Here is a 14,516-nt window from a genome sequence, read left to right as displayed (position 1 = left end):
AATGGCAAAACAAAGTAAATCACAAATCGTAAAAGAATGGAAATCATCTGATATAAAAATCAAGAAGGATTCCAAAGGTTTACTTTGGGTTATTCTTGGTAGAGAAAAGGTTAAGCTTCCGAATGATTTAACTAATGTAAAGTCTATTACTCTTAGTCAAGCTGAGGGATTTCTTGGTTTGGATAAATCTATTAATGATTTGGCTGATGATGTTGAGAAAGAACGAAAAGAGAAATCAAAAGCTCCTTGGATGATTGGTAATAAGTTTTGGCAGCAAAGATCAAAACATGGGAGAGATAAATTATTTACAACTCCTGAGTTATTATGGGAAGCTACTTGCGAATACTTTCAATGGTGTGATGATAATCCTTGGGTTAAATTAGAGCAAAAGAAAGGTAATTCTAGTATAGATATATTGGAATTAATGCAGTTCGCAAAAGAAGAAGGTGCAGATTTAGATAAAGTAATGAAAGGAGCTATAAATCCTTTAATGGAAATCCCAACTGCAAGACCTTATACTATTAAAGGGTTGTGTATTTATTTGGGATGTAACGAAAGATATTTAGAGCAATTTGAGAAATCTTTAATTGATAAAGAAGATATTTTGTCAGAAGATTTTTCTACAGTCATTACACGTGTGCGCGAAATTATATTTACTCAAAAATTCGAAGGTGCTGTTATTGGAGCTTTTAACGCTAATATAATAGCGCGTGATTTAGGACTAACAGATAAAAAAGACCACACATCCAACGGTGAAACAATTACTACTCCAGCTCGCATTCTAACAAAGAAAGAAGCTCAAGAACTTTACAATAGTTTAGAAAATGACTATTAAGAATTCTGACATACGAGATATTGATGTATTAAAAACTTGGGTACTTTCCAGTACCTTAAATTTTACACGCTATTTTTTCAAACATAATCAAAATCGAAAGTTTATTGTTGGATCTCATCACGAAAAAATATCAGATGTTTTAAATCGAGTATTAAAAGGAGAGGTTAAACGTCTTATTATCAATGTGGCGCCTCGTTATGGGAAAGCTATTGATTGTAATACAGATATGCTTACTATTGATGGTTGGAAAAAAGCAAATGAATTAACGATTGGAGATTATGTTTTTGGAAGTGATGGAAAACCAACAAAAATTATAGGTGTTTATCCTCAAGGAATAACAAATGCTTATAAAGTAGAGTTTAGTGATGATACGTATTTAATAACATGTAGTGAGCATTTATGGAGTTTAAATCATAAAGACTTATCAAGGAAAGATAAATTTACTTTCCAACAAATTAGAAAAACGAAAGATTTGATTGGAAAATTATATGCAAACGATGGGCATAAATTATGGCATATTCCAAATGTTCAGAGTTTGGAAATCGACGATAGAAATGATTTAGAAATTGATCCATATCTATTAGGATGTTGGTTAGGTGATGGTCATTCACATACTGCTTCTATTACAACTATGGACGAAGAAATTATTTCAAAATTTGAATCATATAATACTGTTGTTAGAACGCATCAAAATTCAGGAAAGGCAATTACTTATGGCTTAAGAAATAATTTTATTTCAAAACTTAAACAGCTAAATCTTCATAAAAATAAACATATTCCTTTGAAATATTTATTATCTAGTCATAAACAAAGATTAGAACTTTTAAGGGGTTTATGTGATACTGATGGAACTGTTAATAGAAAAAATAATCAAGTAAGTTTTTGTTCAACTAACGAAGTTTTATTACAAAACGTAAAAGAATTGATTTGTTCATTAGGAGGGATTTATAAAGAATATAGAAATTCATTATTCTTTAAAATAAAAGATTGTCCTTTTCATTTAGAAAGAAAAAAGAAATTTTGGAAACCTTTAACTAGAAGACATTTTACAAAAAGATTTATAAAATCAATAACTAAAGTTGAAGATCGTGAAACAGTTTGTTTTACTGTAGATGCAAAAGATAGTTTGTTTTGTGCAGGTAGAGATTTGATTGTTACTCATAATACCGAATTAGCTGTAAAAAACTTTATTGCAATGGGTTTAGGATTAAATCCAAAAGCAAAGTTCATTCATTTATCGTATTCAGATGGATTAGCAATTGACAACTCAGAAGGCGTGCGTAATGTTATAGAATTACCACAATATAAAGCACTTTTTGAAACAAGACTAGCTAACAGAGGTAAAAAGCATTGGTATACAACCGAAGGAGGAGGGCTTTATGCAACCTCATCAAGTGGGCAAGTAACAGGGTTTGGAGCTGGTTTAGTTGACGAAAAAAAAGAAGAAGAAGAGTTTGAAAAGGCCTTAGATGATTTATTAGCTGTTGACGGAACTGAATTCGGTGGAGCTATTATCATTGACGACCCTATTAAACCTGATGATGCAACATCTGCAACAATTCGAAATAAGGTAAATAACAAATTTGATACGACAATTAAAAACCGTGTCAATTCAAGAAATACACCAATTATCATCATTATGCAACGATTGCACGTTGATGATTTATGCGGTAAATTAATTCGTGAAGAAGGTGAGGATTGGGAGGTTTTAGAACTTCCTTGTATTTACACAAATGAAGAAGGTGAAGAAGTTGCGCTTTGGGAATTTAAACACACTTTAGCTGAATTAAGAAAGGAAAAAGAAAAGAATTCATTTGTCTTCGAAACTCAATATATGCAGAATCCTAAACCATTAGAAGGATTAATGTATGATCGTGAATTTAAAACTTACGAAACTATTCCTTATTCAAAATCTGCAATCCGTAAAGCTTATATTGATACAGCTGATGAAGGGAAAGATTATTTATGTGCAATTTCATACGAAGAACAACCGCACGGAAATTACATTTTAGATGTTTTATACACTCAAAAACCAATGGAGTACACCGAGCCGAAAACTGCTGAATCTTTAACTATGCACGCTATTGAAGAAGCAGTAATTGAATCTAATAACGGAGGTCGTGGTTTTGCTCGTAATGTTGAAAAACAGATGCGAGAAATGGGTAATAATGAAACGTATGTTGATGATTTTCATCAAAGTTTAAATAAGAATGTACGAATATTCACCCGATCAAATGAAGTAATGAATTTAACTTTCTTTCCTGTTGGTTGGGATAAATTATGGCCAACTTTTCACACTCATATTACAACTTACATGAAAGTAGGTAAAAACGAATTTGATGACGCGGAAGATGCTTTGACAGGAACGGTTGAAAGGAGAGGAGAAAGCAGTATCGAAGAAACCGAAGATATACTATCAAGATTGAACTTTTAAAAACAAAACCATGGAAAATAAGAATGTAATTATCGTTGGAAGTGAAGATTCAAAAAGAGGATTAACTGAAGAAATTGAAAAAATTGCAACAGCTTGTAATTTATCACTTGTCGAAGTGAAAGAAAATGTAGAAAAATTTGTAAACTATTTAGAATGTACAAACGATTCTATGAAAGAATTAATTGATTCTGTCGCTTCTGCCGAATTTAGATTAATAGACTATCCAAAAGAAAGAACTTCTGTTATTCCTCCAAACTTTTATCGCAAACGATTTTAAAAAAATAAATGAACGAACTATGTAAACTTTTAAAAATACCCGAAGGCTCAAAAATACAAAAGATAATCGATGCCTTAAAACAAGATAAAGATAAAACAAAAATCATTGAAAAAGCTAAAAAGGAATTAGATCCAAAGCAGCATGATATAATGAATCCTATTCTTAGACGGCCTAAGGATAAGGATGAAAAAGATAAAAACAAAGATGTTATTTCTATTGCATTAGCTTATCAAAAATGGATTGTTCGAAAAGAAAAAGCTATGATTTTCGGTAATCAACCGATTTTAAGAGCTAATCCAAATGATGAAACAGAGAAAGCTGTTTTAAAGGCAATTGAAAGAATTTTACACGACATCAAGGAACCTTCATTCAATCGCAAACTAGCTGAATCAATAGGTTCTTATACAGAAGGAGGTGAGCTTTGGTATTTGAAAGAAGGCGAAGAACATGATTCTTACGGATTTAAAACTAAGATGAAAATCAAAGCAATGTTATTGTCTTTAAAAAATAGTAGTCAACTATATCCGTGTAAAGATGACTTTGATGATATGATTTGTTTCTCTCGTAATTACATAAAAAAGATTGAAGGAAAAGAGGTTGAGTATTTTGAAGTTTACACGCAAAATTTTACTTATTTATTCGAGAATTTAAAAGAATGGGAGCTTGTAGATGGTTATCCTAAAAAGCAAGTACTAGAAAAGATTCCTGCTGTCTTTGGAGAACAGGAAAATGTTTCTTGGTATGATGTACAAGATTTAATCGAAAGGATTGAAGTATTGGTTTCTGATCATGGAGAAGTGAATGATCGAAATGCTTATCCAATTCTTAAAGTAATTGGTAAACTTAAAAATTACTTGAACAAAGGACCAGGAGGAGGAGTTGAGCTTGACAAAGAATCTGATATGAGTTATTTATCATGGGATCAAGCCACAGACTCAATTAAACTTGAAATCGATAATCTTGTTAAGAATATTCAATTGTTCTCTCAAACTCCTAATATTTCATTCGATGAAGTAAAATCTTTAGGTGCTCTTTCTGGAACTGCTTTAAAAATGTTATTCCTTGATGCGCATTTGAAAGTAATGGAGAAACGAGAAATCTATGATGAGTATTTGCAGCGTCGAATCAATATTATTAAAAAAATTCTTGCAACATTAAATCCAGCTTGGAAAACTGCAATTGACAATCTTGTTATCGAGCCAGAGATTGTTCCTTTTATGGTTGAAAACGAAAAAGAACAGGTCGAAATCGCTTTACTTAAAAACGGAAACAAACCTTTAGAATCTCACGAGAAGTCGGTTAAGAATTGGCAGGGTCAAGATACTGAGGATTACGAGAAGATTAAGCAGGAGGAAAAGGAATTAAATAACGTGGATTATTTTAATCCAGCGAGCGAATAAGAAATAAAAACCTTACAAATCTGCTTATTCCTACAAAAAGTGTACAAATAAGCAGGTTGTAGAATACTTATTTTGACAATGGTAAAAAAAAATAGAATTAAAAAAGAAAATATGAAAGAAGATATTATTTACGACAATCCTTTTGATTTAATATTAGGGAATTATATCAAATAAGTTTATCTAAAAATAAACACTAAGCAAGATGAATTTAGACGTTGTTTTTAGCTTAAACAGAGGGATTTATAAAAGTAAGCAAGAATTGAGTTCGTCTAAGCAACATCTAAGTTCGTCTAAAAATGTACCAAGATGATTAAGATTAAGTGTTAAGATGAACTGTTAGGAAATTCCGAACAGTTGACCATTTCGAGGAGATCCTCGATATGATAATTAAATAGCAAAATGTAACACATTTCAAAAATGTGTTATAAAAACTTAAAAAATGTAACATGAAGAAATACATTAAAAAGCCAGTTATTATTGAAGCGAAAGAGCTTGAATATAATACTAAAAGTCAAGAAGAAATAATTGAATGGTCTAACGGATTAATCAAAAAAGGATTAGATGGAGGTTTAAGAATTCCAACGTTAGAAGGTGTTATGGTAGCTAATACAGGTGATTTTATCATTAAAGGAATTGAAGGAGAATTTTATCCATGTAAGCCCGATATTTTTCATAAAACATATAGCGAAGTCAAATAGCCATCAAATGAAATCAGATACAAACTTCTATTGTCAACATCATTCTGGACATGAAGATTTTTCGATTGATGAGTGGAATGAAGTAAATCATGAACTTCAATCTTTACCATTAACAGAAAAACAAAAACAAGATATTTTATTTCCTGATCCTTGTAAAAAACAATGTCAAGCTTGCATTAATATAATTATTGATCAAAGAGCGAAAACTCAAAGATTAATTAAAAAGATGAACAATCAACCTGCTATCAAATGAAAACACTTTTAAAAAATAGAATTTACGTTCCAATTTACGATCATTACTTTCATTTGTTTATTGTTGACGAAATCCCAAAAGAAGATGGTCAAGCTTATGTTTGCACAACAGAAAATAAAGTAATTTATGTAACATTTCAAGAAACGAATTTACACCCTGCATTAATCACTCATGAAGTAGTGCATATTGTCAATCGTATATTTGAGTTCAAAGGAGTAAAATTAGATACGAGTAATGACGAAACTCAAGCGTATTTGACTGAGTATATTTTTAATGAAATTTGGAAAAGAATAAATAAATGTCAATCGAAGAATTCATAATCCAAGACGAAAAACTTGCAAGAATTGCAGCAGGTAAAAACTTGCAACAAATCGAAAGATTATTTCAAAAATACATTTCGAAGGTAATTTCGTTGTATCAATTGAATGAAAATATTGATTTAGACTCTTTAACTCCTCAGTTAAAAAAGGAAATTGAAAAGTTAACGAAACAACTTTCATTCGATTTAGAAAATAAAATCAATTCTGCAACAAAAGAACAATGGATGCTAGCGCAAGGAACCGCAACAAGATTCGTTGAAACTTATTTTGATATTAATAAACTAAATAAAGCTACTCAAGATATTTTCCGAAATAATAATCTTGATAATTATATGCAAGCACGTAAATCAAGATTAAATCAATTCAAGTTATCTGATAGAGTTTGGAAGTATTCTAAAAACTTTGAAACAAACATCATTGATTCGCTAGAAATAGCTTTAAAAAATGGAGATTCTGCTCAAGTTTTAGCAAGAGATATTAAACAATATCTTAACGAACCTGCAAAGCTTTTTAGAAGAGTTCGCGATGTTAAAGGACAATTACATCTAAGTAAAAATGCTGCAGCTTATAATCCAGGGCAAGGTGTTTATCGTTCAGCTCATAAAAATGCTTTAAGGCTGGCAAGTTCAGAAATCAATACTTTTTACAAAGAATCAGAAAATCAACGTTGGAAGTCAATGGACTTTGTTGTTGGTTTCGAAATTAAACGTTCGAATAATGTTTTTGATTGCGGGGTTTGTGGTCCGTTAGCTGACAGTTATCCAAAGTGGTTTTTATTTACAGGTTGGCATCCGAATTGTCGCTGTTACCAAATCCCAATACTTAAACCAATCGAAGTGTTTACCGATGAATTAAAAGGAGCTGTAAAGCCTTCTTATTCGCATTTAGGTAATTTTCAAACTACTGAGATAAAAGAAATGCCTGCTAATTTCAAGAATCATCTTAAAGAAAAAGCAGACATTTATAAGGGGTATAAGACGGTTCCTTATTGGGTTAAGGAGTTTGTTTAAAAATTACTAATTTTATCAATATGGAAATAGGAGATAAATTAATACATAGACATACTAAAAATGTAGGTAAATTAGTTAGAATTACTTATCCAACAGGTAAACCTACTACATTTGTGATTGAAATGGAAAATAAAGGAATTTATTTCGCTCCTGCAGGAGAGTTTAGTGTGCTTGCGAAATCTTAATTGGTTTCGCTTTTTTTTATCTCATTATCCAATTTAAAACAAAATCTTCTTTGAATTTTCCGTTAATTTCAAGTTTACTCATATTTTCTTTTAATAATATTGATTTGATACCCATCCAAGCCAAAAATAATCAGTTTCATTTGTTTTTTGACCTTCTTTCAAATGGAATTTTAGAGAAAAATTATAACCGTCGTTATTCTTTGAAATTGAATAACGTTCTTTAATTCCTATTCCAATCGACGAAGTATCCAAAGCTTCTAAAACTGCATTTATAATTTCTTTTTGACCTTGCATACTACAAGATATGAAAAATTGCTATATTTAGTGTTGTGCAACAAGCACCGATGTTAGGTGCAGTTCTAATTACAAAACTTTATAAAATGGAAAATTTAGAAAAACTTACAAAAGAAATGGCAATTAAAGAAGTTGCAGACATTAGAAGCATCGCATTAGACGATGAAGCTGCACACTCAACCGAAGATAGTTTGCATTATTGGTTTATATGCTGTGTTGCTGCTGGAATGTATGAGAAAGAAGAAGCAATAGAAGTGGCTAATATTGTTAAATCTACTTCTGAAATTGATTTCGCTCGTTGGTGCGTATAGCATTGCACCTAACATACGTAACTGTTGCATAACTCCAATTTACAGTAAAAACAGAATATATGACCTCGTTTAAGCCTTTTTAAGCGAGGTTTATTTTTAGAAAAATATATTAATGTAAAATTAGGTTTGCTTAAAAACTCTCTTTTTAAGGAGTGAAGGAGTGATTTTGTAGAAGCGTAGTTCTTCCCTTGTTTTAAATAAATAACTTGGGCTAAAACACTTGATTTACTTGGCGATAAAAGTTATCAGATGGAACTAGCCGATCTAAACTTAATTCATAAAAAAGTTGAGGAATAATTTCTTTTTGACCTGTGATTTTCATTAAAGTAAAGGTAGCTAATGAAAATTGATTGTTTTTACGTGAAGACGTAAAATATTAAATTATACTTCGTCTGGCATAGGTGTCCAATCGGTATAATTCCCAGTATTAAAATATTTTGTTTCTTTTTGACACGTGATTGATGTATTATGAAATATTAATTCTTCTCTTGTTAATGCGAAATATAAGTTTTGCAGTTGGTGAACATTATAAATACGATTTCCATTATAAGATATAATTGAATTATCATAACCATTAATATTAATTTGAAAATTATTAAAATTTAATAATTTATCATCACCACTATAGCAATTAAATTCAAAACCAAACTCAATCAATCTTTGTTCGGTTAGTGGGATTGGTTTTAAATTATTTGATTTAAATATTTGTTTTTTGTTATTTATAATAAAATAAACACAATCTTTTAAAATGCCCTCTACTTTAACTTTGTCAAAATAATAATCTTCTTTATTAGGTATTGGATTATAAACTTTTCTATATAAGTAATTCCCAATTCTCAACTCGTTCGCCAAAATGATATTTGTGTTCTCCATAATTACTTCTCTTTAAAAATTTCATACAACTTAACTACTGCTTCTTCATATCTCTTTTTTGCAGATGAATTCTTGAAAGCATCAGCTGATTTAATTCCAAAAATATCAGCCATCTTTTCATTAGTTAAATTGTATATTTTTTTTATCTCTTTAAAATTCATGCTCAAAAGTAAGTATATATTTACTATTATACAAATTTAATTCAATTTTCTTTCCCATAACTCGCTCTTATCTCGTTAAAAAATACGCTACTTAAGCGAAAATTGTTCAATATTTTTGTTTTAATCGATTTGAAATTAAAATCTCATTATAATGAAACAAAAATTACTTGAATTACTTAATACTAGATTTCTAAGTAAAGGCGTTCGAAAAGATGTTTTGGCGCGATTAGCAACAGCTTATTCGTTACAAATCACAACAGAAGAAGAAGCACAGGCACTTGTCGAAAAGTTAACAGACGAACAGGTTACTGAATTTCAAAAAGAATTACGTTCGGAAGTAGATTCTGAAATTGCTAAAGCGACAAAAACAGCTTTAGAAAATGCTGGCAAAAGTAAAGGTGGTGAAGGAGAAGGAGATCCAGAACCAAAAAAGGAAGAAGGAGGAAATTCTGATCCTGCAGATATTGCTTCAATCGTTGCGAATGCTATTGAAAAAGCAACAGCTCCATTATTGCAAGAAATCAACTCTATCAAAGCTGGTAAGACTACAGAAACAAGGCTTTCTCAAATCAATGACATTTTAAAAGATGTAAAAGACGAAACTTTGAAAAATACAATTTCAAAGAATTTCCCTCGTATGTCTTTTGAAAATGACGAAGAATTTGCGGAATACTTGGCGGAAATTCAAACAGATGTAACAACATCAAATCAATCATTTATTAATCAAGGCTTAACTAATCATCAGCCTTCATTCGGAGAAAAAGCTCCCGATGGTGTATCAAGTTCAGTAAAAGATTTTATTACAAAATCTACTGCAACAACTGATGATGGATTAGGTGGTAAAGAAATTTAATTATGTCAGAATTACAAATTTCAAGATCTAAAGGGCGTAAGCCGACAAGATGTATTTTACATAAAGTAGCTGATATTCCTGGAGGAGTTGCAATTGATCCTACGACATTAGAAGATGAACGTCTTTTAGAAGGTGCACCACTTGCAAAAGGAAAAGGTGGGCTTTATGAAGTAGTAGGAAATGCAGTTATTTCTAAAGCAGCAGATACCTCTGCGACATCAATTGATGTTTTAAAAGGTTCTCATTTAAAAGTAGGAATGACAATTTTGGGTGCTAAAATCACTGCAATTGATAAATCAAAAACAGACTTTGATACTTTGACTTTAGATAAAGGTTTTTCTAAAGCTGTAGTAAAAGGAGATGTTATTGGAGAGTCAAAAGTTGTAATTGCAGTTTGCGGTGAAGAGAAAAACGTTTCTGATAAAGGAAATGTTTTTGTAAGTGCGTGGGTTATTGCGGTTATCCAAGAATCAAATTGCCCTGGATTAACAACTGAGCAAAAAGCAACTGCTCCAACATTAGTTTATGTTTAATATATAAAACAAGAAAATGAACGAATCATTAATGATTGGCTTAGTAGAAAGTGATGTACAAGCCGTAGTAAATACGTACGATTTAAAGCCTTTTTACTATCCAACTTTGTTTCCTGTAAAAGAAACTTATAAGTTAACGTTTACAACGTTAGAATCACAAGTTGGATTGAAAATCGCAGCAGATTTAGTTGCTAGAGGTTCAACTATTCCAAAGAAAGTTCGTGATGCTATCGAAAAAATAGCAGGATCAATTCCAAAAATTGCTATTTCTCGCGAGTTAGAAGAAAACGAATTAACTGAATATGATATTGCTGTTGCAATGTTCTCTCAAAATAGAGATATGACTGCTTTAATTGAGTTTTGGGCAGAAGATACTGAGTTTTGTTGGACGGGTATTGCTTCAAAAATTGAATGGATGGCATTGCGTCAAATCTCGCTAGGTGGTTTAGTAATGAATCAAGAAACGTCACAAGGCGTTAAACAAGCTATGCCATTGGATTATGAAATTCCAACAACACAAAAAGTAGGCGTTTCAAAATCTTGGGATGGAACAGATGCTGATATCGTTTCAGATTTTAAGAAAGCAATTAAAGTAGGAAAATCTTTCGGAGCTTCTTATAAATATGCTTTTATGAATCCTACAACTTTGTCAAAGATTGTAAGACAAGAGCAAATTGTCAAAAATTCTGCTTCTTATGTTACAAATTTGATTGGTGCAGCTCAAGAGCCTGATTTAGCTGGAGTGAACTCTTATTTTGCGAAAGCAGTGGGGTTAAATGGAATCCAAATCGTGATTATCGACCAAGATATTACTCTTGAAGATAAAAACGGAGATCGTGTAACAGGTAATCCATTCGAGGATGATGTTGTAATGTTATCAGAAGCTAAAGTTTTAGGAAGAACTCTTTACAAAAAACCAATTGATATGAACTTGAAGAACTCTAAAGCTTTAAAAGTTTTACGTTCTCATACTTTAATCAAAAAATGGTCGGAAGAGAATCCTGTAAAAGAGGTTACTCAAGGTATTGCAAATGCATTCCCTGTTTGGGATTTAGCAGGTAGATCAACTCTTATGCAAGTAAATAATACTACTTGGAATAAAGAGATTGTAGATAAAGTTTTACCAGTTGGATAGTTATGGCTAAAGTAACAGTCACTAAAACATTAGTAGAAAAAAACTCTCAGTTAGCGGAATTGCTAGCTGAGAGAAATATCGAAGTAGGTTCAAAAATTGAGCAATCGGAATTAGATGAATTGTACAAAGTTTTAGAAAAACCTAAATCTTACAAAGTGATTTCTCGTTTCCGTGATCAAAATAACGAATCAAAGATTTACGAAGTGAACGAAGTTATTCCTGCTGATTTTGAAGAATCTCGAATTGCTTCTTTATTAGAACGTAAACTAATCTCAGAAGCTTAATCATGACAAATAAAGAATACATACAAAGCGTAATGTCGAGAGTAGGAGCTAATGCAAATGATATCATTATTCTATTTGCTGAAAATCCAACTTTAGATCCAGACGCACAATTGATATTGAAAGACTGCGAAAAAGCTTTGTATGATTCTTTTTGTTCTTGGATTCCGATGTATGAAAGTGTATCAGAAGGCGATATGACAGTTAAATGGAATTGGAATGCAATTCGAATGATGTTAGGTCGATTAGCTACAAAGTTGGATTTACCTAATCCATTAGACGAAAATGAACCAAGTGTAACAGCGATTAAACCATGGGGATAGGACACAATCATTATCTATTTATTGAAGATAATTCTTTGATTTACGATGAAGAAACAGGCGAAATGATTCCGAATGAAAACGGAATTAAATTTATTTCTATGTGTCGTGAACAGGTTAATTCAAGTGGGAAAGTGATTGCTGGAACTGATGGAATTACAATTGCTTTTAATTCAGTGATTCATTTGGATAAATCTGTTTTACCAATCGAATTAGGAAAAACTATCATTGTTTCAAATGATTCAGAAGGTAAGGACGTAAGGATTAAAGGTAGTGCACTAAGGTTTACGCAAGGATTATTACATAATAGATTATGGGTATAAGACCGAATTTTTCGAGTAAAGATTTAGATAAGCTAAATCAAAAAATAATTGATGATACTTTAAAAAAGTGTATTCAAGCTTATTTATACTTAGGTGAAAGAGTAGTTTCTCATGCAAAACAAAGTGTTGGTTTTATGGACCAAACAGGAAACTTAAGATCATCTATTGGTTATGTACTTTTCGTAAATGGACAAGTTTACAGAGAATTTTACGAAGGTAAAGCAGTTGGAACATCCGAGGGAAAACAATTCGCTCGTGAATTAGCTTCCAATGCAAGTAAAGCTAAAATAGTCTTAGTTTTTACAGCAGGAATGAATTACGCTTATTCGGTTGAATCTCGTGGTTACAATGTTTTAGCAGCTTCTGAGAATTACGCTAAACAAGTAGCTGATTTAATAATCAAACAAATAATGATGAAATGATGTACGATACTTTTGACGCAAATGAATTGCTTTTTAAAGCTTTAAATATTGATGAAGTTAAATCTGCTATAAAAGGTAAGTTGTATAATGATAGTCGTCCAATAAATTCACTGAACGAAGACATTGTCGTGAATACTATCACAATTACAACTGTTTTTAAACCGCAATTAGCAACTTCGAATATTAATATTTATGTACCTGATTTAGAATTGGGAGTTAAAAATTCAAGAAGATTAAAAGAGATTTCGAGAGTTGTTCGCAAAGTATTTGAAAATCATCAATTCATAGGGAAGTCAGTTTATATTTCAGACTTAGGAATCATACAAGAACAAAACGGAAAAGAACATTATGTAAATCTTCGCATTCAATGGAGGATTTACGATCAAAAAACAAACTAATTATTAATTTATAAAAAACGATATTATGGCAACATACACATTTGGTTTAGCCAAAGTAATGGTAGCAGAAGTTTCAGCTGATGGAACAATGCCTGAAACTTCAACAATGACAAAAATTGGTGAAGTATTCGAAGATTCTGGTTCTTTAGAGCAAGAAGAAGGTGAAACAACAGAATTTAAAGAAGAAGGTAATCCAATTCCTAAGGTTGTAATTACAAAACAAGGTAAAATTACATTCAAATTTAATTTAATGAATGTAGATCCTAAAATGATGGCTGATTATATTGGCGGATCAGTAAACGTAACTTCAAAAGAATGGGAGTTTGACGGAAAAGCTAAATCAGTTGAAAAAGCATTATATATTCAACCTGAACAAGGATTGTATTTCAAAATTCCAAAAGCTTCTATTTCTGCTGTACTTTCTGGTGAAATGAATCAAAGTAATTTAATTACAATGAACTTTACAGTAACTCCTTTGTCTCCAGGAGAAGGTAAGAAATCAGTTTTAGCTGGTAATGTTTCAGACTTACCAACAGGATAATTGATTTAATATTTTAAAACTAAAAACCACTCTTTATAGTAGTGGTTTTTTTTATTTCTTCCTCTTAACTCACTCTTATCTCGCTCGATTTTATAATACTAAATCCTTATCCCTTCACCATTTTTGTATAAATCGAAATATATGGATCAAAAAGATATACAAAGAGAAGAAATCAAGACTTTAATTGAAGCTCCTTACGAGTTTGAAGTTGAATATAACAAGAAAGCAATTGTTCAAGAAAAGTTCTTTTTTGGATTAATTCCCTATGAAAAAAGAGTAACTAAAAAAGTAAAAGAAAAGTTCGAAATAAAACCTTGTACATTATCGACTTTGGACCGACTTTGTCAATATCAAATCGAACTATTTATCGATAATGATAAATTGAATAGTGAAGTTGATATTTTCAATGAAACGAAGCTAATTGCTGCGAAAAATTCAAAACTGATGGCTAATATAGTTGCGGTAGCGGTTCTTGGTGTTGATTATTCAAAATCAGAATTTAAACGAGTATCATCTATTCTTTTTGATTCGCTTACTCCAGCAATGCTTTTCAATGTTATCAATGAAATTTTAAAATCTCAAGATCTAGCAAATTTTATGAACTCTACTCGATTAGCATCGATAAAGATGACGATAAGTCCAAACGAAGTAGAGTAACT

At 31.1% G+C, this 14,516-nt stretch carries 23 protein-coding genes; 20 read left to right on the top strand and 3 right to left on the bottom strand.

All coding sequences use genetic code 11. The features are described from left to right. Position 1 precedes the first annotated feature (1 nt). The 9 genes from B3M86_RS05855 (at position 2) to B3M86_RS05815 (ending at position 7,412) form a co-directional block, all read left to right on the top strand. Entirely contained in the window at positions 2-835 is an 834-nt protein-coding gene (locus tag B3M86_RS05855) for a terminase small subunit (protein WP_291076384.1), read from the top strand. Next, positions 825-3,269 (top strand): phage terminase large subunit, encoded by a 2,445-nt coding sequence (terL, locus tag B3M86_RS05850; RefSeq protein ID WP_291076382.1) that lies wholly within the window; start codon positions 825-827, stop codon positions 3,267-3,269. The genes B3M86_RS05855 and terL overlap by 11 nt, the downstream gene beginning before the upstream one ends. A gap of 10 nt (positions 3,270-3,279) precedes the next feature. Further along, positions 3,280-3,546: a hypothetical protein gene (locus tag B3M86_RS05845; protein ID WP_291076381.1), complete on the top strand. Its 267-nt coding sequence runs from the start codon at positions 3,280-3,282 to the stop codon at positions 3,544-3,546. Between the two features lie 8 nt (positions 3,547-3,554). Next, positions 3,555-4,946, top strand: a complete 1,392-nt coding sequence (locus tag B3M86_RS05840) for a phage portal protein (protein WP_291076379.1) — start codon at positions 3,555-3,557, stop codon at positions 4,944-4,946. A 446-nt stretch (positions 4,947-5,392) separates the two neighbouring features. After that, positions 5,393-5,644, top strand: a complete 252-nt coding sequence (locus B3M86_RS05835) for a hypothetical protein (protein WP_291076377.1) — start codon at positions 5,393-5,395, stop codon at positions 5,642-5,644. Positions 5,645-5,651: 7 nt separating this feature from the next. Continuing rightward, entirely contained in the window at positions 5,652-5,897 is a 246-nt protein-coding gene (locus B3M86_RS05830; RefSeq protein ID WP_291076376.1) for a hypothetical protein, read from the top strand. Further along, the gene (locus tag B3M86_RS05825) at positions 5,894-6,217 is read left to right on the top strand and encodes a hypothetical protein (RefSeq protein ID WP_291076374.1); all 324 of its coding nucleotides are present in this window, start codon (positions 5,894-5,896) and stop codon (positions 6,215-6,217) included. Before B3M86_RS05830 ends, B3M86_RS05825 begins: the two co-directional genes overlap by 4 nt. Continuing rightward, positions 6,196-7,227, top strand: a complete 1,032-nt coding sequence (locus B3M86_RS05820; RefSeq protein ID WP_291076372.1) for a hypothetical protein — start codon at positions 6,196-6,198, stop codon at positions 7,225-7,227. The genes B3M86_RS05825 and B3M86_RS05820 overlap by 22 nt, the downstream gene beginning before the upstream one ends. Before the next feature lie 20 nt (positions 7,228-7,247). Further along, on the top strand, positions 7,248-7,412 hold the full coding sequence (locus B3M86_RS05815; RefSeq protein WP_291076370.1) for a hypothetical protein: 165 nt from the start codon (positions 7,248-7,250) through the stop codon (positions 7,410-7,412). A 90-nt stretch (positions 7,413-7,502) separates the two neighbouring features. On the opposite strand, the gene B3M86_RS05810 is transcribed toward B3M86_RS05815, so the two are convergent. Then, complete coding sequence (locus B3M86_RS05810) at positions 7,503-7,706, bottom strand: hypothetical protein (RefSeq protein WP_291076368.1); 204 nt, start codon at positions 7,704-7,706, stop codon at positions 7,503-7,505. Positions 7,707-7,741: 35 nt separating this feature from the next. On the opposite strand from B3M86_RS05810, the gene B3M86_RS05805 reads away from it, so the two are divergent. Beyond that, positions 7,742-8,017, top strand: coding sequence for a hypothetical protein (locus tag B3M86_RS05805; RefSeq protein ID WP_291078988.1), 276 nt, complete (start codon positions 7,742-7,744; stop codon positions 8,015-8,017). Between the two features lie 381 nt (positions 8,018-8,398). On the opposite strand, the gene B3M86_RS05800 is transcribed toward B3M86_RS05805, so the two are convergent. Both B3M86_RS05800 and B3M86_RS05795 read right to left on the bottom strand, forming a co-directional pair. Next, positions 8,399-8,890: a hypothetical protein gene (locus tag B3M86_RS05800; protein ID WP_291076363.1), complete on the bottom strand. Its 492-nt coding sequence runs from the start codon at positions 8,888-8,890 to the stop codon at positions 8,399-8,401. Between the two features lie 2 nt (positions 8,891-8,892). After that, positions 8,893-9,051 carry a hypothetical protein gene (locus B3M86_RS05795; protein WP_291078986.1) on the bottom strand — a complete coding sequence of 53 codons (159 nt, stop codon included), beginning with the start codon at positions 9,049-9,051 and terminating at the stop codon, positions 8,893-8,895. A gap of 151 nt (positions 9,052-9,202) precedes the next feature. Between B3M86_RS05795 and B3M86_RS05790 the strand changes: the two genes are divergently transcribed. From B3M86_RS05790 to B3M86_RS05745, 10 genes are all read left to right on the top strand, one after another. Beyond that, positions 9,203-9,904, top strand: coding sequence for a hypothetical protein (locus tag B3M86_RS05790; protein ID WP_291076361.1), 702 nt, complete (start codon positions 9,203-9,205; stop codon positions 9,902-9,904). Positions 9,905-9,906: 2 nt separating this feature from the next. Then, complete coding sequence (locus tag B3M86_RS05785; RefSeq protein WP_291076359.1) at positions 9,907-10,437, top strand: hypothetical protein; 531 nt, start codon at positions 9,907-9,909, stop codon at positions 10,435-10,437. Positions 10,438-10,453: 16 nt separating this feature from the next. Then, complete coding sequence (locus B3M86_RS05780; protein WP_291076357.1) at positions 10,454-11,572, top strand: major capsid protein; 1,119 nt, start codon at positions 10,454-10,456, stop codon at positions 11,570-11,572. A gap of 2 nt (positions 11,573-11,574) precedes the next feature. Beyond that, positions 11,575-11,856 carry a hypothetical protein gene (locus B3M86_RS05775; protein WP_291076355.1) on the top strand — a complete coding sequence of 94 codons (282 nt, stop codon included), beginning with the start codon at positions 11,575-11,577 and terminating at the stop codon, positions 11,854-11,856. 2 nt (positions 11,857-11,858) lie between these two features. Then, on the top strand, positions 11,859-12,176 hold the full coding sequence (locus B3M86_RS05770) for a DUF6706 family protein (RefSeq protein ID WP_291076353.1): 318 nt from the start codon (positions 11,859-11,861) through the stop codon (positions 12,174-12,176). Then, the gene (locus B3M86_RS05765; RefSeq protein WP_291076352.1) at positions 12,167-12,496 is read left to right on the top strand and encodes a hypothetical protein; all 330 of its coding nucleotides are present in this window, start codon (positions 12,167-12,169) and stop codon (positions 12,494-12,496) included. Before B3M86_RS05770 ends, B3M86_RS05765 begins: the two co-directional genes overlap by 10 nt. Beyond that, positions 12,487-12,918, top strand: coding sequence for a hypothetical protein (locus tag B3M86_RS05760; protein ID WP_291076351.1), 432 nt, complete (start codon positions 12,487-12,489; stop codon positions 12,916-12,918). Before B3M86_RS05765 ends, B3M86_RS05760 begins: the two co-directional genes overlap by 10 nt. Continuing rightward, positions 12,915-13,316 (top strand): hypothetical protein, encoded by a 402-nt coding sequence (locus B3M86_RS05755; protein ID WP_291076349.1) that lies wholly within the window; start codon positions 12,915-12,917, stop codon positions 13,314-13,316. Before B3M86_RS05760 ends, B3M86_RS05755 begins: the two co-directional genes overlap by 4 nt. Before the next feature lie 25 nt (positions 13,317-13,341). Further along, complete coding sequence (locus B3M86_RS05750; RefSeq protein ID WP_286512134.1) at positions 13,342-13,857, top strand: hypothetical protein; 516 nt, start codon at positions 13,342-13,344, stop codon at positions 13,855-13,857. 141 nt (positions 13,858-13,998) lie between these two features. Continuing rightward, a complete protein-coding gene (locus tag B3M86_RS05745) occupies positions 13,999-14,514 on the top strand; it encodes a hypothetical protein (RefSeq protein WP_291076345.1) in 516 nt (171 codons plus the stop codon). Positions 14,515-14,516: the final 2 nt, after the last annotated feature.

The organism is Empedobacter sp. UBA6305, assembly GCF_002440405.1.
Taxonomy (GTDB): Bacteria; Bacteroidota; Bacteroidia; order Flavobacteriales; family Weeksellaceae; genus Empedobacter; species Empedobacter falsenii_B.
Note: the sequence above shows the minus strand (reverse complement) of the source record. Positions and strands in the feature narration are given on the sequence as shown.